At 63.5% G+C, this 23,493-nt stretch carries 22 protein-coding genes and 1 riboswitch; of the genes, 8 read left to right on the top strand and 14 right to left on the bottom strand.

Going from position 1 to position 23,493, the window contains the following annotated elements; genetic code table 11:
• The first annotated feature begins 112 nt into the window (after positions 1–112).
• The gene (locus tag V7S54_RS05530; protein WP_065376519.1) at positions 113–850 is read left to right on the top strand and encodes a Crp/Fnr family transcriptional regulator; all 738 of its coding nucleotides are present in this window, start codon (positions 113–115) and stop codon (positions 848–850) included.
• 337 nt (positions 851–1,187) lie between these two features.
• Here the strand turns inward: V7S54_RS05530 and V7S54_RS05525 are convergent, their stop codons facing one another.
• From V7S54_RS05525 to V7S54_RS05500, 6 genes are all read right to left on the bottom strand, one after another.
• On the bottom strand, positions 1,188–1,616 hold the full coding sequence (locus tag V7S54_RS05525; RefSeq protein ID WP_065376520.1) for a L,D-transpeptidase: 429 nt from the start codon (positions 1,614–1,616) through the stop codon (positions 1,188–1,190).
• A gap of 148 nt (positions 1,617–1,764) precedes the next feature.
• Positions 1,765–2,736, bottom strand: a complete 972-nt coding sequence (gene cbiB / locus V7S54_RS05520) for an adenosylcobinamide-phosphate synthase CbiB (protein WP_065376521.1) — start codon at positions 2,734–2,736, stop codon at positions 1,765–1,767.
• Positions 2,737–3,798, bottom strand: coding sequence for a threonine-phosphate decarboxylase CobD (gene cobD / locus V7S54_RS05515; RefSeq protein ID WP_065376522.1), 1,062 nt, complete (start codon positions 3,796–3,798; stop codon positions 2,737–2,739).
• Positions 3,795–5,096: a cobyrinate a,c-diamide synthase gene (locus V7S54_RS05510; RefSeq protein WP_065376523.1), complete on the bottom strand. Its 1,302-nt coding sequence runs from the start codon at positions 5,094–5,096 to the stop codon at positions 3,795–3,797. The genes cobD and V7S54_RS05510 overlap by 4 nt, the downstream gene beginning before the upstream one ends.
• Positions 5,093–5,932 (bottom strand): uroporphyrinogen-III C-methyltransferase, encoded by an 840-nt coding sequence (gene cobA, locus V7S54_RS05505; RefSeq protein WP_419178184.1) that lies wholly within the window; start codon positions 5,930–5,932, stop codon positions 5,093–5,095. The genes V7S54_RS05510 and cobA overlap by 4 nt, the downstream gene beginning before the upstream one ends.
• A 130-nt stretch (positions 5,933–6,062) precedes the next feature.
• On the bottom strand, positions 6,063–6,497 hold the full coding sequence (locus tag V7S54_RS05500; protein ID WP_234793180.1) for a cobalamin biosynthesis protein: 435 nt from the start codon (positions 6,495–6,497) through the stop codon (positions 6,063–6,065).
• Positions 6,498–6,676: 179 nt separating this feature from the next.
• Here V7S54_RS05500 and V7S54_RS05495 point away from each other — a divergent pair, with 179 nt between their 5' ends.
• The 3 genes from V7S54_RS05495 to V7S54_RS05485 all read left to right on the top strand — a co-directional run bounded on the left by V7S54_RS05495 (position 6,677) and on the right by V7S54_RS05485 (position 8,176).
• Positions 6,677–6,937, top strand: a complete 261-nt coding sequence (locus V7S54_RS05495; protein ID WP_176707611.1) for a hypothetical protein — start codon at positions 6,677–6,679, stop codon at positions 6,935–6,937.
• Positions 6,938–6,985: 48 nt separating this feature from the next.
• Entirely contained in the window at positions 6,986–7,771 is a 786-nt protein-coding gene (locus V7S54_RS05490) for a TSUP family transporter (protein WP_065376526.1), read from the top strand.
• Positions 7,772–7,858: 87 nt separating this feature from the next.
• Positions 7,859–8,176, top strand: a complete 318-nt coding sequence (locus tag V7S54_RS05485) for a DUF6678 family protein (RefSeq protein WP_234793181.1) — start codon at positions 7,859–7,861, stop codon at positions 8,174–8,176.
• A gap of 134 nt (positions 8,177–8,310) precedes the next feature.
• Here V7S54_RS05485 and V7S54_RS05480 read toward each other — a convergent pair whose 3' ends face one another.
• Positions 8,311–8,841, bottom strand: coding sequence for an HD domain-containing protein (locus V7S54_RS05480; protein WP_065376527.1), 531 nt, complete (start codon positions 8,839–8,841; stop codon positions 8,311–8,313).
• An 818-nt stretch (positions 8,842–9,659) separates the two neighbouring features.
• Here V7S54_RS05480 and V7S54_RS05475 point away from each other — a divergent pair.
• Both V7S54_RS05475 and V7S54_RS05470 read left to right on the top strand, forming a co-directional pair.
• A complete protein-coding gene (locus V7S54_RS05475) occupies positions 9,660–9,782 on the top strand; it encodes a hypothetical protein (protein ID WP_268753073.1) in 123 nt (40 codons plus the stop codon).
• A gap of 348 nt (positions 9,783–10,130) precedes the next feature.
• Positions 10,131–10,724 carry a methyltransferase family protein gene (locus V7S54_RS05470; RefSeq protein ID WP_065376528.1) on the top strand — a complete coding sequence of 198 codons (594 nt, stop codon included), beginning with the start codon at positions 10,131–10,133 and terminating at the stop codon, positions 10,722–10,724.
• Positions 10,725–10,769: 45 nt separating this feature from the next.
• On the opposite strand, the gene V7S54_RS05465 is transcribed toward V7S54_RS05470, so the two are convergent.
• From V7S54_RS05465 to cobU, 5 genes are all read right to left on the bottom strand, one after another.
• Positions 10,770–11,195 (bottom strand): EamA family transporter, encoded by a 426-nt coding sequence (locus V7S54_RS05465; protein ID WP_065376529.1) that lies wholly within the window; start codon positions 11,193–11,195, stop codon positions 10,770–10,772.
• Entirely contained in the window at positions 11,195–11,839 is a 645-nt protein-coding gene (gene cobO, locus V7S54_RS05460) for a cob(I)yrinic acid a,c-diamide adenosyltransferase (RefSeq protein ID WP_065376530.1), read from the bottom strand. Before cobO ends, V7S54_RS05465 begins: the two co-directional genes overlap by 1 nt.
• A gap of 152 nt (positions 11,840–11,991) precedes the next feature.
• Complete coding sequence (gene cobN / locus V7S54_RS05455; RefSeq protein ID WP_065376531.1) at positions 11,992–15,768, bottom strand: cobaltochelatase subunit CobN; 3,777 nt, start codon at positions 15,766–15,768, stop codon at positions 11,992–11,994.
• Between the two features lie 101 nt (positions 15,769–15,869).
• The gene (cobW, locus tag V7S54_RS05450; RefSeq protein WP_065376532.1) at positions 15,870–16,934 is read right to left on the bottom strand and encodes a cobalamin biosynthesis protein CobW; all 1,065 of its coding nucleotides are present in this window, start codon (positions 16,932–16,934) and stop codon (positions 15,870–15,872) included.
• 3 nt (positions 16,935–16,937) lie between these two features.
• Positions 16,938–17,462 carry a bifunctional adenosylcobinamide kinase/adenosylcobinamide-phosphate guanylyltransferase gene (gene cobU / locus V7S54_RS05445; protein WP_065376533.1) on the bottom strand — a complete coding sequence of 175 codons (525 nt, stop codon included), beginning with the start codon at positions 17,460–17,462 and terminating at the stop codon, positions 16,938–16,940.
• A gap of 412 nt (positions 17,463–17,874) precedes the next feature.
• A riboswitch (cobalamin riboswitch) is annotated at positions 17,875–18,047 on the bottom strand.
• Positions 18,048–18,285: 238 nt separating this feature from the next.
• On the opposite strand from cobU, the gene V7S54_RS05440 reads away from it, so the two are divergent.
• Complete coding sequence (locus tag V7S54_RS05440; RefSeq protein ID WP_065376534.1) at positions 18,286–20,517, top strand: adenylate/guanylate cyclase domain-containing protein; 2,232 nt, start codon at positions 18,286–18,288, stop codon at positions 20,515–20,517.
• A 36-nt stretch (positions 20,518–20,553) separates the two neighbouring features.
• Here V7S54_RS05440 and V7S54_RS05435 read toward each other — a convergent pair whose 3' ends face one another.
• Entirely contained in the window at positions 20,554–21,180 is a 627-nt protein-coding gene (locus V7S54_RS05435) for a class I SAM-dependent methyltransferase (RefSeq protein WP_065376535.1), read from the bottom strand.
• 159 nt (positions 21,181–21,339) lie between these two features.
• Positions 21,340–22,797, bottom strand: coding sequence for a cobyric acid synthase (locus tag V7S54_RS05430; RefSeq protein WP_065376596.1), 1,458 nt, complete (start codon positions 22,795–22,797; stop codon positions 21,340–21,342).
• Between the two features lie 249 nt (positions 22,798–23,046).
• Between V7S54_RS05430 and V7S54_RS05425 the strand changes: the two genes are divergently transcribed.
• Positions 23,047–23,190, top strand: coding sequence for a hypothetical protein (locus V7S54_RS05425; protein WP_093234608.1), 144 nt, complete (start codon positions 23,047–23,049; stop codon positions 23,188–23,190).
• Positions 23,191–23,493: the final 303 nt, after the last annotated feature.

Raw genomic sequence — 23,493 nt, 5'->3', positions numbered from 1 at the left:
TCAACATGAGACATTGTTTCGCGCTTTCGAAATTAGCACCTGTCAACTCTTGATTTAACGACCTGCATCCTCTTTGGTCAGCCAGAGACCAACGGAATGCAGGTAGAAAGAATTGCAGATCGTGAACGAACATCGCCGCAAGGATATCCACAATTCGGACATTCCAACCGTCTGCGCCGCCTGCGAGGCACGCCATGGCGGCGTCTGCGGCACGCTCACGCCGGATCAGCTTTTCGACCTCAGCCGCCATTCCACCCGCCGCAGCATCGAGCCCGGCCGCGAGGTCATCGGCCAGGGCGAGACGACGGACAGCTATGCCAATATCATCAGCGGCGTCGTCAAGCTCAGCAAGGTTCTGGCCGATGGCCGCCAGCAGATCGTTGGCCTGCAATTCGCGCCCGATTTCATGGGCCGCCCCTTCACCCGAGAAAGCGCGCTGACGGCGGAAGCCGCAGTCGACACCGACATCTGCGCTTTCCCGCGCAACGTCATCGAGCGGCTCGTCTCGGAGGCGCCGGGGCTGGAACACCGGCTGCACGAGCAGGCGCTGAAGGAGCTCGACGAGGCGCGCGACTGGATGCTGACGCTCGGCCGCAAGACCGCTCAGGAGAAGGTAGCGAGCTTCCTCTACATCATCGCCACCCATATCGATCCCGAACAGGGGACCGCGAACGAATTCGACCTGCCGCTTTCGCGCGCCGACATCGCCGACTATCTGGGCCTGACGATCGAAACCGTCAGCCGGCAGATCACCAAGCTGCGCAAGGAAAACGTCATCCGCATCGAAAACAGCCGCCACGTCACCGTGCCGAGCCTCGACCGGCTGATGCATGTCGGCGGGATCGACTGAGCCGCGCTCACCGGTAGCTGCGAAGACGCTCGCAGATTTGCGGTGTTACACCGAGTTTTCCAGCAGCGAAATAGCCCCTCACCCTAACCCTCTCCCCGCAGGCGGGGAGAGGGAACGCGGCCTGCGGTTAGAGCAATTCCAGGAAAAGTGCGAAGCGGTTTTCCGTCCGGATTTGCGTAATTTCAAAGACTTAGATCACTTCAGTGTTTCGATGAACAATGAAATGATCCAGCCCCCCAAAGAAGGCCGCCGATGATGAAGCGGAAACAGCGCCACAAGCACCTTCGCCCCGCCTGCGGGGAGAAGGTGGCGGCAGCCGGATGAGGGGCAGTTCCACTTAGCGCGCTATCACGATCCGCGTGTTCTTCAGCCCATGCTCGCGCGTCAGCGCAAAGAACTCGGCGGCGTTGTTCGGATGCAGCCGCACGCAGCCATGCGATGCCGGGCGGCCGAGGCGCTTGATGTCATAGGTGGCATGAATGGCGTAACCGCCATTGAAGAACACCGCATAGGGCATGGGCGCGTCGTCGTATTTGCGCGAGCGATGGTAGCGTGAGAGCCATTTGGCCTTCCAGCTGCCGCGCGGCGTGACATAGCCCCTGCGGGCGGTAGACACCTTCCAGCGATACATGACGACGCCGTTCTGTTTGACGGTCATGGTCTGCGAGGACAGGCTGATATTGGCAATGAGATTGGCGGCGTTCGCCGGCTGAACGGAAAACTGCATCAAAGCGGCAACGAGCACAGTCAAAAACGCATTCCGCATGCCTCTCTCTCCGGGATGACAAACACTTACCCGTGGAACCAGACGTCCGAAGAGTATAAACGGCCGGGCATGAAGCAATCTTAATACATATGGAAAGCAAAGTCTTAATGCAAAGCTCGATTTCGCAAGACGGGAGCTGCCAAAACGATCAAATCATCGCGACGGCAAGAACAAAAACGGTCATCACCGTGCAGGCGCCGTAGAATACAGCGATGCCGGCATCAATGTCTTCGCTCGTCGCCACAGCACGGCCCGGACCGTTGATCATCGGCTCGCTGACCTTGACCCCGCCATAGACGCGCGGACCGGCAAGCTGCAGATCGAGCGCCCCCGCCATCGCCGCTTCCGGCCAGCCGGAATTCGGCGAGCGGTGCAGGCCGTGATCACGAAGGGCCGACGTCAACGTATCCTTGGCGGCGCGCCCGCCACGGTGGATCAGTGCGCCGGCGGCGATCAGCAGGATCGAGAGCCGTGCTGCCGGCAGGTTGGCAAGATCGTCGAGCCGCGCCGAGGCCCAGCCAAAGTGCAGATATTTCGGCGATTTGTGGCCGATCATCGAGTCGGCCGTGTTCAGCATCTTGTAGGCGAGCAGACCGGGCAGACCGGCGACCGCATACCAGAAGGCCGGCGCCACGACGCCGTCGGAGAAGTTTTCGGCGAGGCTTTCGATCGCCGCGCGGCAGACCGCCGGTTCGTCCAGCGTCTTCGGATCGCGGCCGACGATCATCGAAACGGCCGCCCGCCCACCTTCGAGCCCTCCTTGCCGCAAGCCCTCGGCAACGCGCCGCACATGATCGGCAAGGCTCTTCTGCGCCAGGAAGACGGCGACCAGCGCCGCCTCCAGCAGGAAGCCGACCGGACCGAGAGTGGCGAACAGGCGATGCAGCAGGTGGCCAAACCAGGCGCTGACGGCAAGCAGCAGCACGATGGTGACAACGCCACGAAACCTGGCCACGCCGTCCTCCAGATCCTCGCCGTTCAACCTGTCATCGAGGAAGCCGATCGCCTTGCCGAAGAAGACGACCGGATGCGGCAGACGCGCCCAGAGCCAATCCGGGTCACCGACGACGCGGTCGATCACCAACGCCAGCGCGAGGATGAGAAGGATGGTCTCGGACATTCAGAGCTCCATCCGCGCAAGCGCATCCGCCAGTCGCCGGTCGCCCGCCGCATCCGGCGCCAGACCGATCCTCAGCCACTCCGGCGCGTAGTCGAACTTGCGCGTGAGGATGTGCGCCTCGCAGAGCCGCTCCTGTAGCAGAGCGGCACGCGGATGCTCGACCAGCACGAATAGCCCGGTGCCGCCGATGCGCTTGAGCCCTGCCCCATCAAGCGCGGCATCGAGGCCGGCGCGCCGCTCGAGGATGCCGGCCGCAATCGCCTTGGTATCGCCCTGCATCAACGCTTTCGAAATCGTCAGCGCCGGGCCGGAGACAGCCCAGGGGCCGAGCCAGTCGGCAAAGGATGCAAGCACAGGCTCCGTCGCGACGACGAAGCCGAGGCGCAGGCCGGCGAGCCCGAAGAACTTGCCGAACGAGCGGAAGACGATGAGGTTGCCCTCATCACGCACATGGCCGGCAACGCTCAACTCCGGCTGCAGATCGCCGAAGGCTTCGTCGACCAGCAGCAGCCCGCCGTTTGCCTTCTGCCTCGCCGCCATCGCCAGAAGTTCGGCGGGCGCGAAGGCACGGCCAGTCGGATTGTTGGGGTTCACCACGATGACCAGGGCATACTCGGCGCTGAGCGCATCGGCATCGTCCACCCGATCGACGGCAAAGCCGGCCGCCGACAGCACACGGGCATATTCGCCATAGGTCGGCCCGAAGATCGCGACGCGCCTGTTTGCCGGCGTCTTCCCGTTTTCATTGGGTCCCGGACGCAAAACCGCTTCGCACTTTTGCTGGAATTGCATGAGACGCGGCAAAAGCTGGATCGCCGACTGCGTGCCCGGCACGGCCAACGGCAGCACGCCATTGGTGCGGTAATATTCCGCGGCTGCCAGGCGCGCATCATCCACCGTCTGCCGATCCGGCAGCCGGTGCCATGCGCGTTCAGGCACCGGGGGCACGGCGACGGGGCAAGGATTGATGCCGGTCGAAAGATCGAGCCAGTCCTCGAGCCGCCCGCCAAAGCGCGCTGCGGCCTCGGTGATGCCGCCGCCGTGGACGATCCGTGCGCTCATGGCGCGCCTGCGATATCGATGAGATGCATGAAGGAGCCGGCGACATTGCCGCTTCTCAGGCCTGCGTGCCCGAGATCTTCACCCGCAGCGTCGCTCACCGAAAACAAGCGTTCGGCCGCACCTTCGGCGACGATGGTCGCATAGTGGAATTCGTGCGCCGTCATGGGTCCATCGAAGAAGGCGTTGTCGACAGGCACGACGCGGCGATAGCCGAGGTGCCGCCTGCGCTCGGCAAAACTGGTCACCAGCGGCAGCAGGCCGAGCATGTCGTAGCGTGCACCATCGGCGGCGACAAGCCCTTCGCCGAGCACCATGTAGCCGCCGCATTCGCCGAAGATCCGGGCGCCGCGTTCCGCTGCGGAATGCATGCCAGAACGGAAGGTTGATGCGGCACTTAAGTGCCCCGCATGCAGTTCCGGATAGCCGCCCGGCAGATAGACGGCGTCGGCAGCCGGATCCGGCGCTTCGTCGGCGAGCGGCGAGAAGAACGAGATTTCGGCGCCGCCCCTACGCCAGTCGAACAGCAGATGCTCGTAAGAGAAGGCAAAAGCGATATCGCGCGCCACCGCGATGCGCTGGCCGAGCGGCCGGAAGCGTTCGATCTTCGTGACCGACCCGCGCGGAAAGATCGTCGCAGCGCGGCCGATGGCATCGAGATCGCATGCGGCCTCCACCCGCGCCGCCGCCGCCCCGATGAAACCTTCGAGCGCCCCATGCTCGCCCGCCTGCACGAGGCCGAGATGGCGCTCCGGCAGTTGCAGCGCACTGTCCTGCCGCAGCACACCGAAAACCGGCATGCGCACCCGCTCCAGCGCGTCGCGCAGCATCATCTCGTGCCGGTCGCTGCCGACCTTGTTGAGGATGACGCCGACGACACGGATATCGTCGCGATGATCCGCATAACCGCGAACGAGCGCTGCCACCGAATGGGACAGGCGGGCGCAATCGACAACGAGGATGACGGCAAGATCGAGCGTCGCCGCGAGATCGGCGGGAGAACCGGAGCCGTCGGCGGCGCCATCATGCAGGCCCATCATCGCCTCGACGATCAGCGTGCGGCCACCGGTCGTGGCATGCGAAGCGTTGGCAAGCAGCAGTTCCGGCCGCATTGCCCAGGGGTCGAAGTTGAAGCAGGGCTCGCCGGTTGCTGCCGCATGGAAGGCGGGATCGATGTAATCGGGGCCCGCCTTGCCGGGCGCGATCGCAACACCGCGCCTCTTCAACGCCCGCATCAGCCCGAGCGTCACCGTCGTCTTGCCCGAGCCCGACGACGGTGCGGCGATCAGCAGTCCGCTCATGCCGGGTTCCTGAGAATGCGGTTGGCGAAGGGGTCGGCCGAGAGCTTGCGGCCATCAAGCGCACCGATCCAGTCGAGCGCTGCCCGGAGCCGCACCACCTCGCCGACGACGACGATCGCCGGTGGCTCAAGCCCCGCCGCCTCGACATCGGCCTCGGCGCGCGACAGCGTCGTTTCGAGCACCGTCTGGTTCGCCGTCGCCGCATTGCAGACAAAGGCAACCGGCTCGTCCGGCGAACGGCCGCCGGCAATGAGGTTGGCGGTGATCGCGCCGATATGTTTCATCGCCATGTACATGACGATGACAGGCGAGCCGCTGGCGATGCCCTGCCAGTTGATGCGATCGGGTACCAGGCCGGAGGAATCGTGGCCGGTGAGAAAGGTGACGGCGTGGTTGACCTCGCGGTGGGTGACGGGAATGCCGGCATAGGCAAGGCCGCCGATGCCGGCGGTGATGCCCGGCACGATGCGGAACGGCACCTGGTGCTCGACCAGCGTCAGCGCCTCCTCGCCGCCGCGGCCGAAGACGAAGGGATCGCCACCCTTCAGCCGCAGCACCCGGTTGCCGGCGCGCGCCAATTCGACAAGGCGCAACGAGATGTCGCGCTGCTTCGGCGAAGGTTTGCCCCCACGCTTGCCCGCAAACTCCAGAACGGCGCCCGGCCGCGCGAGCTTCAGGCAGTCCTCGTTGACCAGCGCATCATGCACGATCACATCCGCCTGGCGCAGCGCATTGGCCGCATGCAGCGTCAAAAGGCCCGGGTCTCCCGGACCGGCGCCGACGAGCCAGACCGAACCTTTCTCGAGCGCCGGCAATCCGGCAAAGAGGTCGTCGATCATGCGTGCTGCCTCACCTGTATACCGGCACCACCTGACGGTGCGCCTAACTCGACCTGCGAAGAACCGGATTCCATTTCAGAGAGAACCCGGACAAAAGATTGATTCAATTCAACAACATAGAAACGCATCAGACGACCTTCGCCGCCTGCCGGCCCTCTTCGACACGCAATGCCGCCGGCCCGGCAAGCGCCGCCGTCGCATGCGCGGAGACGATCTTCGGCACGATCAGCATCGCCTCGCTGCCAGCACCGACAAGCGCTGCCCCTTCGGCCACGCCATGACAGCCGGTGTGGGCAAAGACGATCTCGGAGGGATTGGCGAGACGGGAGGCTTCGGCCTCCAGCGTGGCCGCGTCGTAGAAGACTGCAGGAACGGAGAAATGCTTCGCGGCCGCAAGGATCGCCGGCTCCTCGGCGCGGGCATCGAGCGAGGCGACCAGCCGCAGATCGCCGGCACTGGCACCCGCGTCATCCAGGGCGCGCTCGGCAAGCGCGATCACCTCTTCGGCCGGCGTGCGGCGCTCGCATCCGAGCCCGAGCACCAGCCCGGCCTCTTCTTTCATTTGTGCTGATCCCCTAACCGATGCCATCGGCGGCCGGCTCCCTTCGTCGGTTCTCCTTAACGAAGCGCCGGCAGGAACAAACCGTTCCTCAGCCGATCTGGACAGCACCGGCTGATGGCCCCCTGGCTGGGTCGGCCGCACCGGACGCTCTTTCAGTCCGCCGAAGCGGACGCCGTCGCATGATTGTCATTTTTACCGGAGCGCGGGAGACCGGTCAAACCGGATTGCGCCATCACCATGTCGCGATTGGCGAAGGCGGACAGTTGCCCGGCAGATCGTCTGTGCCGGCCGTTTCCGACCATCCCACGATCGTCGGCGCCTCCACCCAGAAACACAGCGACTCAGGGCAAGGTTTTGAATCCTTGGCAGTTTCGTCATTTCGACACTGCAACGGCGGGAACGCCGCAACGGAAGGCTTTGCAAATCGCGCCCGGCTCTGACACAAGGCGGCAAAACTCCATACGTCTCCCTCTCCCCGAGTCCCTCCCGTGCAAGACCTCGCCTTCCACCTGCTCGCCTTCTTGTTCGTTGCCGCCTTCATCGCCGGCTTCATCGATTCGATCGCCGGCGGCGGCGGCATGATCACCATTCCAGCCATGCTGATCGCCGGCATTCCGCCGCTGCAAACGCTCGGCACCAACAAGCTGCAAGGGCTGTTCGGCTCGGGCTCGGCAAGCCTTTCCTATGCGCGGCGCGGTCATGTGAACCTGAAAGAGCAATTGCCGATGGCGCTGATGTCGGCGGCGGGCTCCGTGCTGGGGGCGCTGCTTGCAACCATCGTTCCCGGCGACGTGCTGAAGGCCGTGCTGCCCTTCCTGCTGATCGCCATCGCGCTCTACTTTGGCCTGAAGCCGAACATGGGCGATGTCGACCAGCACCGTCGGATCACGCCCTTCGTGTTTACGCTGACGCTTGTGCCGCTGATCGGCTTCTATGACGGCGTCTTCGGTCCCGGCACCGGCTCCTTCTTCATGCTCGGCTTCGTGACGCTTGCCGGCTTCGGCGTGCTCAAGGCCACGGCGCATACGAAGTTCCTCAACTTCGGCTCCAACGTCGGCGCCTTTGGCGTATTTCTCTTCTTCGGCGCCATCCTGTGGAAGGTCGGCCTGATGATGGGCGTCGGCCAGTTCCTCGGCGCCCAGGTCGGCTCGCGCTATGCCATGGCCAAGGGCGCCAAGATCATCAAGCCGCTGCTGGTCGTCGTCTCGATAGCGCTGGCCGTCCGCCTGCTGGCAGATCCGACGCATCCCTTAAGGATCTGGCTGGGGCTTTGAGGGCGGGGGCCTCGTCCTTCAATGTACTCTCGGCCACTTGTCTGTCAGGCTCCGGTCCTGTCGATTCAGCTTGTCGGAGGCGAGGCAATGGAACTGCACCCGGTCATGAACAACACAAGATGGGACGAACTGCGCCTCGCCATGTACCGGCTGGATGCACATACGCCCTTCCAGGCCAGAGACGTAAACGGCTACTATTCTCCTCCAGACGGCGAGTGGTTCTATCATTTTCGCGCAGGCGGATATGAGAGCATCCTCTATGTCGACATCATCGCCCAAGACACCGAACACCGCGAAATGATCAGAGCGGCTCTAAGACGCATCCGTTTGCCTGGCAAAGAAACTGACAGCGGTTTTAGGGTATTCGGTTACACCGAGCGTGGCCAGGCAGTCGACTACATATAGGCCCACACAGCTTTTGGCTGGCAGGGGCCGCGTGTATGCGCAATCTGCATTTTGGCGACCTCGGGTTTCTGGTTGGCTGCATGGTCGCTGGCGAAAGACAGCCCTTGCCGCCCGGTCACGGGGCCCATCCACCCTCATTCCGGCGCTAGAGTACGCGCCTTCTCGAGAAGAGTTTCATCGGCATCGCCCAGGACCTCCAGCAAGCGCTTCTTCTCGGCGGCAAATACTTTCCAAAAGTTCGGATCGCCGGTCCTGATCGATATCGCATTGTCGATCAGGTCGGCGAGCTTGATAGTCTTCGCCGCGACAGGCGCCAAAGCCAGGTGCTGGCGATCCAGTTCCTTGCGCATCTGCCGGTTGCCGTGGAACGGCGTGGAAATGTCGGTGAGCCACGCAACAAGCGTGGCCACCTTGGGCCCGAACGCCCCGTTGATGTCCAGCAGCGTTGCGTCAGTGTCTTCGACCGTGTCGTGAAGCAGCGCCGCCGCGATCATCTCAGGCGTGTGGGGAACGCTGCGAACGATTTCTGCCACCGCGATCGGATGAACGATATACGGCCGACCGTCATACTTACGCTTCTGGTCCCCATGTGCACGGGTTGCGAACTGGAGGGTGCGGCGCTCGAGGTCAGTCATCTTCTCTCTTCGTTCAACACCGGCTTCCATGGCTCAATTCCGATCTCAAGTTGCATCACATTTACGCCGAAGGTTCTCCCTTAAACCGCGGGCATTCCCTATCATCGACACTCTGAGACCCGACGCGCGTTCCCGGCTCGCCGAGACTGGAACCCGATGCCGCGACTTAAGTGAACGTCACTTGACTGTCACACCAACGTCGGGCGCGCCTGTGGTTGACCAGCATGAGCATTCTTCACCTGCTGGCCCGGCGCCGTAACCACATATCTGTTTAGGGGTCTTGCATTGCCGAGGACTGCGCGCTTCAGCACGCGCCTTTGCCTCAGCTTCCGCTGCGGCTTTCTGCTTTCGGCTCATCTTTGGCTTGGGAACCGCCTTTGCTTTGGCTGCCTCCTGGACCGCGGATACGCTGGCTTTGGTCGTTTGGGCTGAACCGGTTTCACTGCATGATGCGATTATCAAAAGCGATGCGATAGCAAACGCAACTCTAGCAACGGTCTTCAAGGCTCACCCGCGATCTAAACCATGTGGTGCATCTATATGCGTGCTTCCAGAAGCCGCATCAAGGCCCCGCCGCACAGAGAGAAACCCTAAACGCGGCTATGCCGCTGCCTCGATTTGCCCACATTGAAAGTCTGATGTCGGGGCATGGACAAAGCTGGTATCGCCTTCCTCATGCTCATCTGCGTTCTCGTCGCTCTCGTAATAAGCATTCTTGCGTTTCGGCCGGATTTAGAGACCGCCCCATCGGCAACGCCTGCAATTGTTCCAATCAACTAGACCACATGCGGGAACCAAGGCCTTCGCCGGGTGTTGCTGTAGATCGCAACGACCACCGGGAAAGCCGAATGCGTATAGTCGTGATTGCAATAGTCGCCTCGATCATGAGCATACTTGTTTTCAAGTATGTCGACGGCGCGTTCGGTGGCTCCGAGATCGCCGCAACGGCCGAGGAACTCTCGGACCACTAAGAACGATCAGGACAAACCAACGCCGGATCGCTTGCTGGAAACTGAAGGCGACCACCCTGCGCATAGATGTCGGTCATTGGGTGGTCATGGGGCGATCTGGCTTGTCTGAATCTAGGCAATGTGCGGATATGGCGGTGACATCCTCCATAGGACCCGACGAGCATTCCCTGTCATCGACACTCGCCGATACAACATGCGGTAACCAAAACGAAAGTCGAGTGTGCAACCCCTTGAACCTCTAGCCGCTAGAGATTGCAACTTGCCGGAAATGCGTCGCGGACGAGTCAGAGCCTCGTCACACAGGCCGCCCGGCCGCAAGCGTCATCCTGTCATTGCCCAGAGGTTCCGATGTTCACCACCCTGCCCGCCATCCTGATGCTTATCGTCGGCCTTTTCACTCTGGCGCTGGCGATACTGCGCCGCGTTCAATCCGGCCGCTCACCCGTCGTGCTGACCTATGGCGACGATGCCGAGGGGTTTGCAGGCAAGCTCTTTCGCGTGATCGTGGCGGCGCTGGTGGTTCATCTGCTGGCGGTCGCCGCCTTTCCGCAAGCTGTCGATGCCTCCCTCGGCCGTATCCCCTTCCTCGACACGCCGTCCATCGCCGCGATCGGCCTCGTGCTGATGGCGCTCGGCGGCGGACTGACGATGCTCTCGCAATGGGCGATGCGCGGCTCCTGGAAGATCGGCATTCCCGAGGAACAGGACGCGCCACTGGTGACTTCCGGTCTCTACGCCTTCTCGCGCAACCCGATCTATGTCGGCATGGTCACCGCACTGATCGGCACCGTGCTGGCCGTCCCCAACGTCGTCTCGGTGGCGCTGGCGCTTTCAGCCTGGATCTCGATCTCCTACCAGATCCGCATGGAGGAAACCCACCTCGGCCGTGCGTTCGGCGAGGCATACAGTGCCTATTGCGGGCGTGTCCGCCGGTGGATCTGATTTCGACCGCTCGCGCGGCTCACATTGTGCGAACGCGGCCAGACTTTAAAACACCGCCAGAAGCAGTGCCCCCGCAGCAATGAACACGACGCCGAGCCAGTTCATCAGGTTGAGTTTTTCGCCGAGGAAGAGAACGCCGAAGATCGCGACCATGACGATCGACAGCTTGTCGATCGGGGCGACGCGGGCGGCGTCGCCGAGCTTCAGCGCGCGGAAATAGGCAAGCCACGAGGCGCCGGTGGCAAGGCCTGATAGTGCCAGGAACAGCCAGGTGCGGCCGGGAATTTCCGAAGGTTTCTGCCACTGCCCGGTGGCGGCCACGATGCCGGCGATCACGCAGAGAATGACGACGGTGCGGATCAGCGTCGCGAAGTCGGAGTTGATCTGCGCGACCCCGACCTTGGCGAACACGGCCGTCAGGGCAGCGAAGGCTGCCGAAAGCAGCGCCCAGAACTGCCAGCTCTGGCTCATCAGAACTCGACGCCCTGTTGCGCCTTGATGCCGGAGCGGAACGGATGCTTGATCAGTTCCATCTCGGTGACGAGATCGGCGATCTCGATCAGGTCTTCCTTGGCGTTGCGGCCGGTCAGGACCACGTGGGTCATGTGCGGCTTCTCTTCCTTGAGGAAGCGCACGACTTCGGCGACATCGATATAGTCGTAGCGCAGCGCGATGTTGATTTCGTCGAGCAGCACCATCGAGTTGCGCTCGTCACGGATCAGTTCCTTCGCCTTCTCCCAGGCCTTTTCCGCCATCGCCACGTCACGGGCGCGGTCCTGCGTTTCCCAGGTGAAACCTTCGCCGAGCGTGTAGAACTGGCAGACGTCGCCGAAATGCTTCTCGATCAACTCGCGCTCGCCGGTCGCCATCGCACCCTTGATGAACTGCACGACGGCGCAGGGCATGCCGTGGGCGATATGGCGGAAGATCATGCCGAAACCGGCGGTCGACTTGCCCTTGCCCTTGCCGGTGTTGACGATGATCAGGCCCTTCTCGTCGGTCTTGGTCGCCATGATCTTTTCGCGGGCGGCCTTCTTCTTCGCCATCTTCATGGCGTGGCGGGCATCGTCCTTCTCGGCAATCGGTTCGCCGCTGTTTGTTGTCTCATCGCTCATGATAACTCCCTCAATTCCGGTTGGCGGGATGGATGCAAACCGCAGCTCTGATCCCGCATCTGTTCCTTTTCCGTGTTTCACTGAACGCGAAACGGAACCCAAGTCTTTGCTTCCAAGCAATTCCGGACGGAAAACCGTTGCCCGGAACCGCTCTATTCATTGCCGGCGCGAAGCCGGGTGGCGGCGCCGCTGATGCCACCAAGTTCAAACCGCGCCGAATTCGAGCGCGGGGTCCAGAGATTGCGGTCGATCGCTTCCAGCAGCCGCTCGGCAAGCTCGGCAAAGGCGGCCGGGTTCTTGTCGCGCAGGAAGTCCGTCACGCGCTCGTCGACGATGAAGGCCTGATAGGCGGCCTCGAAGTGATGGTCGCGCACAGCACCCGTGGTCGCGGCAAAGGCGAACATGTAGTCGACGGTGGCGGCGATCTCGAAGGCGCCCTTATAGCCGTGGCGCATGACGCCATCGATCCACTTGGGATTGACGACGCGCGCCCGCACGACCCGGCCGATCTCCTCCTCCAGCGAGCGGATGACAGGCTTTTCCGGCCGGGAATGGTCGTTGTGGTAGATCGCCGGCCTGGTGCCACCGAGATGCTCGGCGGCAGCGCTCATGCCGCCTTCGAACTGGTAATAGTCGTCGCTGTCGAGCAGGTCGTGCTCGCGGTTGTCCTGGTTCTGCACCACCGCCTCGATGCTGCGCAGTCGCTCCTCGAAAAGGTCGCGCTCGGCCTTGCCCTCCTCGCCGGCGCCATAGGCATAGGCGCCCCAGGTGAGATAGGCCTCGGCGAGATCGGCGCGGCTGTCCCAGCCCTTCTCATCGATCAGCGCCTGCAGGCCGGCGCCATAGGCACCGGGCTTGGCGCCGAAGATGCGATAGGAGGCGCGGCGCGCGGCCTCTGCGGCGTCCACGCCTTCCGCCTCCAGCCGCTGCGTCTCGGCGCGCATGCGCGCGGCAATCATGTTGTCGGCATCGTCCTCTTCCAGTGCGCCGACGGCGCGGATCGCCTTGTCGAAGAGCGCGATCTGGTCCGGGAAGGCATCGCGGAAGAAGCCGGAAATGCGCAGCGTCACGTCGACGCGCGGCCGTCCTAGCATGGCAAGGGGGACGATCTCGTAGCCCGTGACCCGGCGCGAGACCATGTCCCAGACGGGCTTGGCGCCGATCAGCGCCAGGGCCTGGGCGATATCGTCGCCGCCGGTGCGCATGTTCGCCGTGCCCCAGGCGGTGAGCCCGAAGGAGGACGGCCACTCGCCATGATCCTGCAGGTAGCGGCGGATCAGCAGCTCGGCGGATTTCTTGCCGAGCTCGTAGGCGGCCGGCGTCGGCACCGAGCGGCTGTCGACGGAATAGAAGTTGCGGCCGGTCGGCAGCACGTCCGGACGTCCTCGGGTCGGCGCGCCGGAAGGACCGGGCGCGACGAAGCGGCCGTCGAGACCGGTAAGGAAACCGGCCATTTCGGCGGCGCCAGAACCGGTAATGGATGGCTTGAGGCGGGTGTCGATTTCATCGAGCACGGCTTTGGTGTTGGTCCAGTCCGCTGGGCAAGGCTCCTCACCAGAGACGAGCTTCGCCGCCAGAAGCTCGACGCGCTCGACGGTATCGCCGGCCGTGCGCCACGGGGCGTCGGAGATGTCGGCAAGGATCGCTGGTTTTACGCCGGTCCAGACGTCCGACATCACGCAATCGAGCGGGTCGAAGGCGAGTCCCGCATCCGCCGCGATCGCCCGCTGCAGGCTCTGGTCGCCACCTTCGCCGAGGCCGCGCGGAACGCGCGCCAGCGCCACGGTAAGGTCCGTCAGCAGGCGCCCCTCCGGCGCCACGCCGAAGATGTGCAGGCCGTCGCGGATCTGCATTTCCTTGAGGTCGCAGAGATAGGCATCGAGCTTTTCCAGCGCCTTGTCGTCGCTGTCGCCCTTGTCGATACCGGCATCGCTGTCGAGGCCGATGTCGCGAACGAGATCGAGGATCTGGCGGCTCAAGAGCCTGAGCCGTCGCGGGTCGCCGCCGGCGGCGTCGTAATATTCGTCGACGAGGGCTTCGAGGTCCTTGAGCGGTCCGTAGGATTCGGCCCGCGTCAAGGGTGGCGTCAGATGGTCGATGATGACGGCACTGGTGCGGCGCTTGGCCTGCGTGCCTTCGCCCGGATCGTTGACGATGAAGGGATAGATATGCGGCAGCGGCCCGAAGATCGCCTCGGGATAGCAGGTCTCAGACAGCGCCAAGGCCTTGCCCGGCAGCCATTCGAGATTGCCGTGTTTGCCCATATGCACGATCGCCTGCGCTCCGAACGAACGACGCAGAAAAGCATAGAAGGCGAGATAGCCATGCGGCGGCACGAGGTCAGGCGAGTGGTAGCTTTCCTTCGGATCGATGTTGTAGCCGCGCGCCGGCTGGATGCCGACGATGACCTCGCCGAAACGCGCAAGCGGCAGCGCGAAGGCACCATCGAGGAAGAACGGATCGGCCTCCGGTGCGCCCCAGCGGCCGCCGACTTCATCCTGAATCTGTTTCGGAAGCGAATCAAAGAAGCGCTTGTAATCGCTGAGCGAAATCTTCTCGCGGACTTCGCGATCGCGGCCTGCCGAATTGGTCGGGCCGGCCATCAGGTAGCGCATCAGCGCGTCGCCATCATCAGGGACCTCGCCGACGGCATAGCCTTCCCGCGCCATGGCGCGAAGCACCTCGACGGTGCCGGCTGGCGTATCGAGCCCGACGCCATTGCCGAGACGGCCGTCGCGGTTCGGATAATTGGCCATGACGATGGCGATCCGCCGCTCGGCGGGTTCGGTGCGACGCAGCTTTGCCCAGTTGACGGCAAGGCTGGCTGCAAAACGCACCCGGTCTTCGAGCGGCTCATGGCCAACAATGTTAGCCTCGACTTTCGCATCATAGATCGACGCTGCCTTGAAGGAGACGGCGCGCGCGAGAATGCGGCCGTCGACTTCGGGTAACGCCACGTTCATGGCGAGGTCGCGCGCCATCAGCCCCTGCGGTGACGTTTCCCATTGCGCCCGCGACGAGCCGGAGAAAATCACCTGCAATACCGGCGCGCCGGTCGATTCCAGCACCGTCGGCTGGCGGTCGGCGCCGGGCGAGGAAACGGCAAAGCCGGTGGCGTTCATCACCACGTCGGGTGCGGCCTCGGCGAAGATCGCCTGCAGCGTGCCGACGGAAACGGCATCTTTCAGACTGGATACGAACAGAGGCAAGACGCGCATGCCTTCGGCGGCAAGCGCGTCAATCAGGGCTTCGACCGGCCGGGTCTCACCGCTCTGGACCAGGGCGCGATAGAAGCAGATCCCGACTGTCGGGGGTTCGAATCCCTCCCCCGCTACCATCCCTTCTTGAACACGTACCTGCCATTCCCGAACGCCGATGACGCCGACGCCCGGCCACCAGATGCCGGCCTTCAAGAGCGGCTTCGCCGGTTGCGGCTTCTCTGCGCCCGTGACCAGCGCCGCGGCATAGTCGAGAAACAGGCCGGCATTGTCGGCGCCGCCTTCGGTGAAATAGGCCCAGAGCCGCTGGCGGTCGTCGGCCGCGACGGTGGAAAAGGGTTCAAGTCCGGGATCCGGCTTGTCGTCGCCCGGCAGCACTGCGATCTGGAAGCGATGGGTGACGGCGGCTGCATGCAGGGCTTCGAGCAGATAGCGGAAATAGCTGGCGCCACCGAGCGGTCGGACCACGATGAGCTTCGCATGGCGCGCCGTGCGCTCGACATAGGTGTCGACCGACATCGGGTGCATCAGGCTCATCAGGCTGGCGATGCGCAAGCTGGCGCCCTGATCGCGGTGACCATGGGCGGCGGCGATCGAGGACAGCTCGGTGTCGGCGGCCGACAGGAACAGGATATCGGCCGGCGTTTGCCCCAGGTCGATCGCCTCGTTGCCGTCGGCGATCGTTCCCTTCTGGGCGAGAAGCAGATGCATGGTCTTGTCCGTTCGGGCAATTCCGGACCGAAGCGCGGGATGCGGCTTCCGTCCGGAATTGCGTTATTTCAATGCGTTAGATCATTTCATTCAATGAGCGATCAGACGAGCGCAGCAATGGCTGCGCGCACCGCCGCCTCGTCCATGTCGTGCAGGCCGATGACGACGAGGCGCGTGCCGCGCTTTTCGCCGGCCGCCCAGGCACGGTCATAATACTGGTCGATGCGGGCGCCGACAGCCTGGATCAGCAGGCGCATCGGCTTGCCGGGCACGTCGGCAAAACCTTTCAGGCGCAGCACGTCATGCTCCGCGATCACGCCTTTGAGGCTGTCGATGAAGGCAGCCGGGTCGGCAATGGCGCCGAGCTCGACAACAAAGCTGTCGAACTCGTCATGGTCGTGCTCCTCGCCCGCCTCATGCTCCATCTCGTGATGCGACTTGCGGTTGGCGATGTCGCCTTCGGTGCCGACGCCGAGGCCGAGCAGAATGGCGGCAGCCACTTCGCCGTTCTTCGCCTCGATCATGGTCGGCTTGCGGCTGGTGCGCGAGGAAACCTCGTCGCGAACGGCCTTGAGGCCGGAAGCGTCGATCAGATCGGTCTTGTTGAGAACGATCAGGTCGGCGGCGGTCAGCTGATCCTCGAAGAGCTCCTCGATCGGGCTTTCATGGTCGAGATTTTCATCCTCGACGCGCAGCGCATCCACCTTGTCATGGTCGTCGGCAAAGCGGCCGGCGGCAACGGCGGCGCTGTCGACCACGGTCACGACGCCATCGACGGTCACTTCGCTGCGGATATCCGGCCAGTTGAAGGCGGCGACCAGCGGCTGCGGTAAGGCAAGGCCCGAGGTTTCGATGATGATATGGTCAGGGCGCTTCTCGCGCTCCAGAAGCTTGGTCATGGTCGGGATGAAATCATCGGCAACCGTGCAGCAGATGCAGCCATTGGTAAGCTCGATGATGTCGTCCTCGCTGCAGGCCTCGGCACCGCAACCCTTCAGCACGTCGCCATCAACGCCAAGATCGCCGAACTCGTTGATGATCAGCGCGATGCGCTTGCCGTCGGCGTTCTGTAAGAGGTTGCGGATCATCGTCGTCTTGCCGGCGCCGAGGAACCCGGTGATGACAGTCGCCGGGATCTTGCCGTGGCTGGCTTTCGCAGTGGTCATTTATCAACCCTTCATTTTCAGCGGCAAACCGGCCGCGACAAAGTAAACTTCAGCGGATTTCTCCGCAACGATCTGGTGAAGCCGGCCGGCATGGTCGCGAAACTCGCGGGCCATGCGGTTCTCGGGCACGATGCCAAGGCCGACCTCGTTGGAAACGAAAACAAGGCGCGCCTGCGCCTGCGGCAGGTAGGCGGCAAGCGCCGCAAACTCCGCCTCGATGTCGCGCTCCTCGAGCATGAGATTGGTGACCCATAGGGTCAGGCAGTCGATCAAAACGACATGGGTGGGGTCGTCGATGCGCCTGAGGATACCGACGAGATCGACAGGCTCCTCATGCGTCGTCCAGCCTTCGCCGCGGCGCGTCTTGTGATGGTCGATGCGCGCGCGCATTTCGTCGTCCCAGGCACGGCCGGTGGCGACATAATGCAGGGCGAGACCGGACGCTTCGACGAGCTTCTCGGAAAAGCTGGATTTGCCGGAACGGGCGCCGCCGAGGACCAGGACCGGTCCGGCGCTCTGATTGCTCATCGCCGCTGCGCCGAGGTCAGCGGCAGATGGCAACACCAGTTCGACGCGCCGGCGGCGCGTTCGGGAAAGTATCTGAGAGCCAAAACAACCTCCGTGATGGCGTTGGAGACGACACGTCTCCTCGGGCGGAATGCCCATGTCGGGTGGCAGGTCTCCTGGCTCACGGCGTCACGAGGCCCCACATCGCCTCGCCCAGAATGGACGAGGTTCCGATGTCAGGACCCGAGCGGCCCGCCTCACCTTCCCGGCGCTTTCCAGTGCCACAGCGAACCTCTGCGCGTCGTCTCCGACGCGCGGCGCTGTGGGCGGCTTCGTGAAAGGCGGACGATTCGTAGAAGAAGAGGCGTCCAACCCGGCTGATCACGATGCCACGCCAGTGGCTTTTCCGGTTCCGTTTCAAACTGCCGCGATTGCCCCATGCAATCGGCCGGCAGGCCTGACCCTGAACCCGATGGCGAACCCTGACCGTTCTACAGTCGCGGGGTCGGCTGCGATAAGGATGCCCGGTTTGGGTCCATCCGTCACATTCCCAATTATTCCTCCTGATCGCCACGACAAGGAGGAACCATCCAACATCCGATGATTAGGAAGCGGGCGCCGCAAAGTCAATCGACGCTTGCGACACCTCCCTGCCCGACTTGCGTCGCGCGACGATTTTTCGAGCGTGATGCCGCACCGGACATGAGGCGAATGGCATGTCGCGAACGAACATATTTTAGCAATGACAGATGTTGCGTTAAACTGGAGCGCCGCGCGTCCTATGGACGCGCAAAGGTCGCTGAACCATCCCGCAACCGAGGGGCTTCGTTTATCCGGTAGGCACATGGAACGCAGGCTCGCCGCCGTGATGATTGCCGACGTGTGCGGCTATGGGCTGCTCACCCAAGCCGACGAAGAGGGTACCTGCGCCCGCTTTCAGACCGATCTGCACGACCTGTTCGAACAAAGGATCACCGCCCATCGTGGTCGCCTGATCAAGACCATGGGCGACGGCCTGCTGGTCGAGTTCCACAGCGTCGTCGAGGCCGTGCGGTGTGCGGTCGAGGTGCAGCGCGCCAAATCTGAAAGTCGCGGCGTGGACGCGGGGCGGCTGCAATTCCGTATCGGCATCAATCTTGGCGACGTGATCGTCGAGGGCGACGACATTCACGGCGATGGCGTCATCATCGCCGAGCGCCTGCAGAGCCTGGCCGAACCGGGCGGCATCGTCATCTCCGGCACCGCCTATGACCAGGTCGAGAAGCACCTCGACGTCGGTTTCGTCTTTCTCGGCGAGCAGCGCCTGAAACACGTCGAAAAACCGGTTCGGACCTACCGTCTCTGGTTGGACGAAGCCCACGCCCGCAAACCGAAGGCCAGGGCGCACCGCCGGAGACGCTGGGCCGCCCTGGCAGCGGCATCTGCCCTGGCATTCGCAGCCGCCGTCGGTGCCGCCTGGTGGCGCCCGTGGCAGCCGCCTGCCGACATCCGTCCGGCTCAGGCCGTGGACTTCAGCCAGGCAGACAAGCCCTCGATCGCCGTGCTTCCGTTTGCCAATGTCAGCGATGACCCCAAGCAGGAGTTTTTCGCCAATGGCATGACCGACGGCCTTGTCACCGAACTGGCCCAGATCTCCGGCCTGTTCGTCATCGCGCGCAACTCGACCTTCACCTACAAGGGCAAGTCGGTGACAGCCAGGCAGGTGTCGGAAGAGCTCGGTGTCAGATATGTGCTTGAAGGCAGCGTCCAGCGTGCCGGAGAGCAGCTTCGCATCAATGCGCAGCTCATAGATTCCCTTGATGGCGGACACGTCTGGGCCGGAAAGTTCGACGGATCGCTCACCGACGCCTTTGCGCTACAGGACGAAGTGATGCGCGGCATTGCCGAAGCGCTTGCGTTGCGGCTGGATCCTGACCAGCAGATGGCCTTCGGGCGCAAGGAAACGGCCGTGCCGGCGGCCTTCGATGCATTCCTGCGCGGCTGGGAGCATCACCGGCGCACGACGCCCGAAGACTTCGCGAAGGCACTGCCCTACTTCGATCAGGCGATTGCGCTCGATCCCGCCTATGGGCGCGCCTATGCCGCCGCAGCCATGGTCTATGCGCGCATTTATCTGTGGCGCTGGCACTATCAGCTGGGCATCACTCGCTTCGAGGCGCGAGCCAAGGCGCGGCAGTTTCTGCGGATGGCGCAGAAACATAAGACGGCACTCGCCTATCAGGCAGCGGCCCTCCTTGCCGAAGCGGACTGGCGGCATGCCGACGCGCTCGCAGACCTCAAGGAAGCGATCGCGCTGGAACCCGGCGACTCCTGGAGCTACGCATTGACGGCCTTCGTGCTGACATCCGCCGGTCGGCCGGCGGAGGCCCTGCCCTATATCCGCACGGCGATCCGCCTCGATCCGCACTCCCCGTCCTTCTTCCTGTACGTCCTCGGCCTGGCGCAGTTCAGCCTCGAGGATTTCGAAGCGGCAGCGGCCGCGGCGAAAAGCAGTATCGCACTCAACCCCCAGGATGACGGTCCTTTCCTTCTCCTTGCCTCTGCCGCCGGACATCTCGGTCACCGCGCGGAGGCTGAGGCGGCCGTCGCCCGCTACGACGCGCTTCGCATCAGCCGTGGCGGAACGCCGGTCTGCCTTTCAGACCAGCCGCCGTTGGACCTGGCACAGCCGCATGCCGGGCAGAGGTTCTATCAGGGATTGCGCCTGGCGGGCGTGCCTGAAACCCTGATGAACACCGACGTGGGCAACCGCAACAGGCTGCCAGCCGATGAGCTCCGTTCGTTGCTTTTCGGGCACCGGTTGCGTGGACGCATGCTGGATTCGGGCGAGGAACATGAAGCGGTCGTTTCGCCCGAGGGCATCGCCACCTTGACGGGAGACTGGGCTTCGCTCGGCGCCGGTCGGATGAGCAACGTCGAGGTCCGGTTCGAGAAGGACGAGGTTTGTTTCCTGTGGCTGAAAACGACGAACCTTTGTGGGGTGGTCTCGCGGAACCCCGGAGGACTGAGCGCCCGGGAAAACGAGTTCATCTGGTACCACGGCGACAGAGCCTTCACCTTCTCGCAGGTGCGCTAGCCACGAAGCGGCGCAGGCGCCAAACCGGTTGCGGCCTTAGAGCGTCATCCGCTGCAGCACGCTGAACTGGAAGGCCTGAGTCGAATTCCACGGGGTCGTGTGCTGGTGCTCGACATGCTCGACCAGACGGAACGATGGCCCGATCGCGTCGGCCAATGTCGCCGGATCGTAGCGCACCACCGGCAGGCCGCTGCAGCGCTCCGGACCATCGGGCGCGAAGGTGGCGATAACGGCGTATCCGCCCGGCAGGACGGCGGCGGTCAGCCGCTCGATATAGGCAGCCCGGTCGTCGGGATCGATCAGAAAGTGAAAGGCGGCACGATCATGCCAGATGTCGTAGTTGCGATCCGGCTTCCACCCGGTCACATCGGCGGCGACCCAGCGGACATCGTCGGCACGGGCACCGAGCCTTTTCTTGGCGGCATCCAGTGCGCACGGCGATAGATCGAGCACCGTAATTGATTTCATGCCCTCGTCGAGCAGCGCATCCACCAGCCGCGAGGCGCCGCCGCCGACATCGATCAGCGACGAGGTGGCGATCGCCGCATGCCTGCGGATGAGGTCGAGCGAAACGGTGGGCGCATCTTCGAACCAACTTACCCCCGCATCGCCTTTCGACTGATAGGCTTTATCCCAATGGGCTCGTCTAGTTTCGTCCTGCATCGCAACACCTATCTCTGAGCACGCGACCACAGCCGGGCTCTCCCTCCTTGCCAAAGAATTCTACAGCGGAACGGCGGAACATGCTGGGCTTTCCGCCAGGTGCCTTCCTGTCGCCAGGAACCCCGCCCCCGCCGATCGCGGCTGCAGCCCTTTGCTCAGCTATCGACCAAGCAGCCCGTCCAGCCAGCACCGGTCGAGGACCGCCTCCAGCTCGCCGGCGACATCGTCGAGCGCCGCATCGACCGACTGGCGATAGTTGCTGGCGCCGCCTTCGATGCCGAAGCTCTGCAAAAGTGCTGTGCGATAGGCATCGCTCGAAAACAGGCCATGCAAATAGGTGCCCATCACCCGGCCATCGGCGGAAAGCGCGCCATCCGCACGGTTGTCGATGCGCACCGAGGGACGGTCGCAATCGGCGCCTTGCGTCTTGCCCAGGTGGATCTCGTAGCCCTCGAGCGCGACGTCATGCTCCAGCGACCAGGCGCGGCTGTTGCGCACCGTCTTTTCCGGCGCCATTTCGGTTTCGACGTCGAGCAGCCCAAGGCCCTCGACCGCACGTTCGCCACCCTCGATACCGAGAGGATCGGTCACGCGCCGGCCGAGCATCTGGTAGCCGCCGCAAATGCCGATGACACGGCCGCCGCGGCGCACATGGCGCTCGAGATCGCGATCCCAGCCTTGCGCCCGAAAATCGATGAGATCGCCGATGGTCGACTTCGATCCGGGGATGACGACGAGGCCGGCATCGGCGGGGATCGGGTTGCCCGGCCGGACGAAGACGAGATCGACCTCCGGCTCGGCGGCCAGCGGATCGAGATCGTCGAAATTGGCGATGCGCGACAGCACCGGCACGGCGACCTTCAGCGCCCGCCCCTCGCCGCGCGTCAGTTTCTCCAGCACGACCGAATCTTCTGCCGGCAGCCTTGCCGCCGCCTTCAACCATGGCACGACGCCAAAACAAGGCCAGCCGGTGAAGCGGTCAACGGCGGCGATGCCATCATCGAACAGCGTGACGTCACCGCGGAACTTGTTGATGAGGTAGCCGGTCACCATGCGCCTATCGTCATCCGAAAGGATCGCATGGGTGCCAACCAGCGAGGCGATCACGCCGCCGCGATCGATATCGCCCACAAGCACGACCGGCACGTCGGCGCGCGTCGCAAAACCCATATTGGCGATATCGCCGGCCCTGAGGTTGATTTCGGCTGGAGAACCGGCGCCTTCCACCACCACGAGATCGGCGCCGGCCGAGATCTGTTCGAAGCTTTCCAGCACGGCGCCAAGCAGCTTCGGCTTCAGAGCCTGGTACTCCCGGCCCTTGGCCTGCCCCGCCACCTTGCCTTGGACGACGATCTGGCTGCCGACATCGGACTGCGGCTTCAACAGCACCGGGTTCATGTGCACCGACGACGGCACGCGCGCCGCCAACGCCTGCAGCCACTGCGCGCGGCCGATCTCGCCGCCGTCGTCGGAGACGGCGGCGTTGTTCGACATGTTCTGCGGCTTGAACGGCCGGACCTTTAAGCCCTGATTGGCGGCGAGCCGGCAGAGCCCCGCCACCAGTACCGATTTTCCGACATCCGAGCCGGTTCCCTGCAACATGATCCTGCGTGTCATGCGGCCATCGGTAACACTGAAACGGTCAACGGCAAAGGTCTGTTTCGACACGATTTCGCCGCAATTGAGCGAGGCTTCTCACGCATTGTTTCGGCCTTTCGTAAGGCTTGTCGAAAATGCCGCGACCGGTAGCCAAAATGCGACATCGCATGGCGAGTTTGGCATTCAATTTATTGCAGCGCACACCTATATCAGCGGCATAGCAACACGCTCCGGGGGATAGCCTCCGGCCTCTCAAGGTTTACGTCCATGCTGTACATCTTCAGCAAGCCCAACTTCGTCCAGATCGCCTGGAACTCTAAGGTTCCGACCAGCCAGTCGCGCGTGCGCAACCTCGTCGTCGACGCCCCCTTCGGCCCGCTCGGTTTCATCCGTACGTCGAACGTCGGCTAAGTCCGCGATCGGGGCGTAGATGCCCCTTCGAGCTCTCCTCCCAGAGCCTCCTCCACCGCCCCATCCGGGGCGGTTTTTTTATGTCCGGGATGGTGCTGAAATGCGAAGGCCGCATCAACCTCGACAGAGGGATGCGGCCGCCAAAAAAAACGCCTGGTCACTTCGGGGTAACGCACCGAAGGTTCGCTAGAAATCCGGGACGCACTACCTGATCCGGACCCGCGGCAGTCCCCCGCCGCGAGAAGAACAATTAGCTGGACATCGTTACCGGATGGTTAGTGAGGATTTAACCAAAGATGAATT

The organism is Ensifer sp. CCNWLY38, assembly GCF_037120565.1.
GTDB lineage: Bacteria > Pseudomonadota > Alphaproteobacteria > Rhizobiales > Rhizobiaceae > Ensifer > Ensifer adhaerens_H.
The sequence above is the reverse complement of the archived record's forward strand: the minus strand, read 5'-3'. Positions and strand labels throughout refer to the sequence as shown.

What these genes read in the sequence shown, in the direction of transcription:
- V7S54_RS05525 (WP_065376520.1), bottom strand. Translation starts at nt 1,616, where the DNA reads ATGCGGAATGCGTTTTTGACTGTGCTCGTTGCCGCTTTGATGCAGTTT.
- cbiB (WP_065376521.1), bottom strand. Translation starts at nt 2,736, where the DNA reads ATGTCCGAGACCATCCTTCTCATCCTCGCGCTGGCGTTGGTGATCGAC.
- cobD (WP_065376522.1), bottom strand. Translation starts at nt 3,798, where the DNA reads ATGAGCGCACGGATCGTCCACGGCGGCGGCATCACCGAGGCCGCAGCG.
- V7S54_RS05510 (WP_065376523.1), bottom strand. Translation starts at nt 5,096, where the DNA reads ATGAGCGGACTGCTGATCGCCGCACCGTCGTCGGGCTCGGGCAAGACG.
- V7S54_RS05500 (WP_234793180.1), bottom strand. Translation starts at nt 6,497, where the DNA reads ATGAAAGAAGAGGCCGGGCTGGTGCTCGGGCTCGGATGCGAGCGCCGC.
- V7S54_RS05495 (WP_176707611.1), top strand. Translation starts at nt 6,677, where the DNA reads ATGATTGTCATTTTTACCGGAGCGCGGGAGACCGGTCAAACCGGATTG.
- V7S54_RS05485 (WP_234793181.1), top strand. Translation starts at nt 7,859, where the DNA reads ATGGAACTGCACCCGGTCATGAACAACACAAGATGGGACGAACTGCGC.
- V7S54_RS05480 (WP_065376527.1), bottom strand. Translation starts at nt 8,841, where the DNA reads ATGGAAGCCGGTGTTGAACGAAGAGAGAAGATGACTGACCTCGAGCGC.
- V7S54_RS05475 (WP_268753073.1), top strand. Translation starts at nt 9,660, where the DNA reads ATGCGTATAGTCGTGATTGCAATAGTCGCCTCGATCATGAGCATACTT.
- V7S54_RS05470 (WP_065376528.1), top strand. Translation starts at nt 10,131, where the DNA reads ATGTTCACCACCCTGCCCGCCATCCTGATGCTTATCGTCGGCCTTTTC.
- V7S54_RS05465 (WP_065376529.1), bottom strand. Translation starts at nt 11,195, where the DNA reads ATGAGCCAGAGCTGGCAGTTCTGGGCGCTGCTTTCGGCAGCCTTCGCT.
- cobO (WP_065376530.1), bottom strand. Translation starts at nt 11,839, where the DNA reads ATGAGCGATGAGACAACAAACAGCGGCGAACCGATTGCCGAGAAGGAC.
- cobN (WP_065376531.1), bottom strand. Translation starts at nt 15,768, where the DNA reads ATGCATCTGCTTCTCGCCCAGAAGGGAACGATCGCCGACGGCAACGAG.
- cobW (WP_065376532.1), bottom strand. Translation starts at nt 16,934, where the DNA reads ATGACCACTGCGAAAGCCAGCCACGGCAAGATCCCGGCGACTGTCATC.
- cobU (WP_065376533.1), bottom strand. Translation starts at nt 17,462, where the DNA reads ATGAGCAATCAGAGCGCCGGACCGGTCCTGGTCCTCGGCGGCGCCCGT.
- V7S54_RS05440 (WP_065376534.1), top strand. Translation starts at nt 18,286, where the DNA reads ATGGAACGCAGGCTCGCCGCCGTGATGATTGCCGACGTGTGCGGCTAT.
- V7S54_RS05435 (WP_065376535.1), bottom strand. Translation starts at nt 21,180, where the DNA reads ATGCAGGACGAAACTAGACGAGCCCATTGGGATAAAGCCTATCAGTCG.
- V7S54_RS05430 (WP_065376596.1), bottom strand. Translation starts at nt 22,797, where the DNA reads ATGACACGCAGGATCATGTTGCAGGGAACCGGCTCGGATGTCGGAAAA.
- V7S54_RS05425 (WP_093234608.1), top strand. Translation starts at nt 23,047, where the DNA reads ATGCTGTACATCTTCAGCAAGCCCAACTTCGTCCAGATCGCCTGGAAC.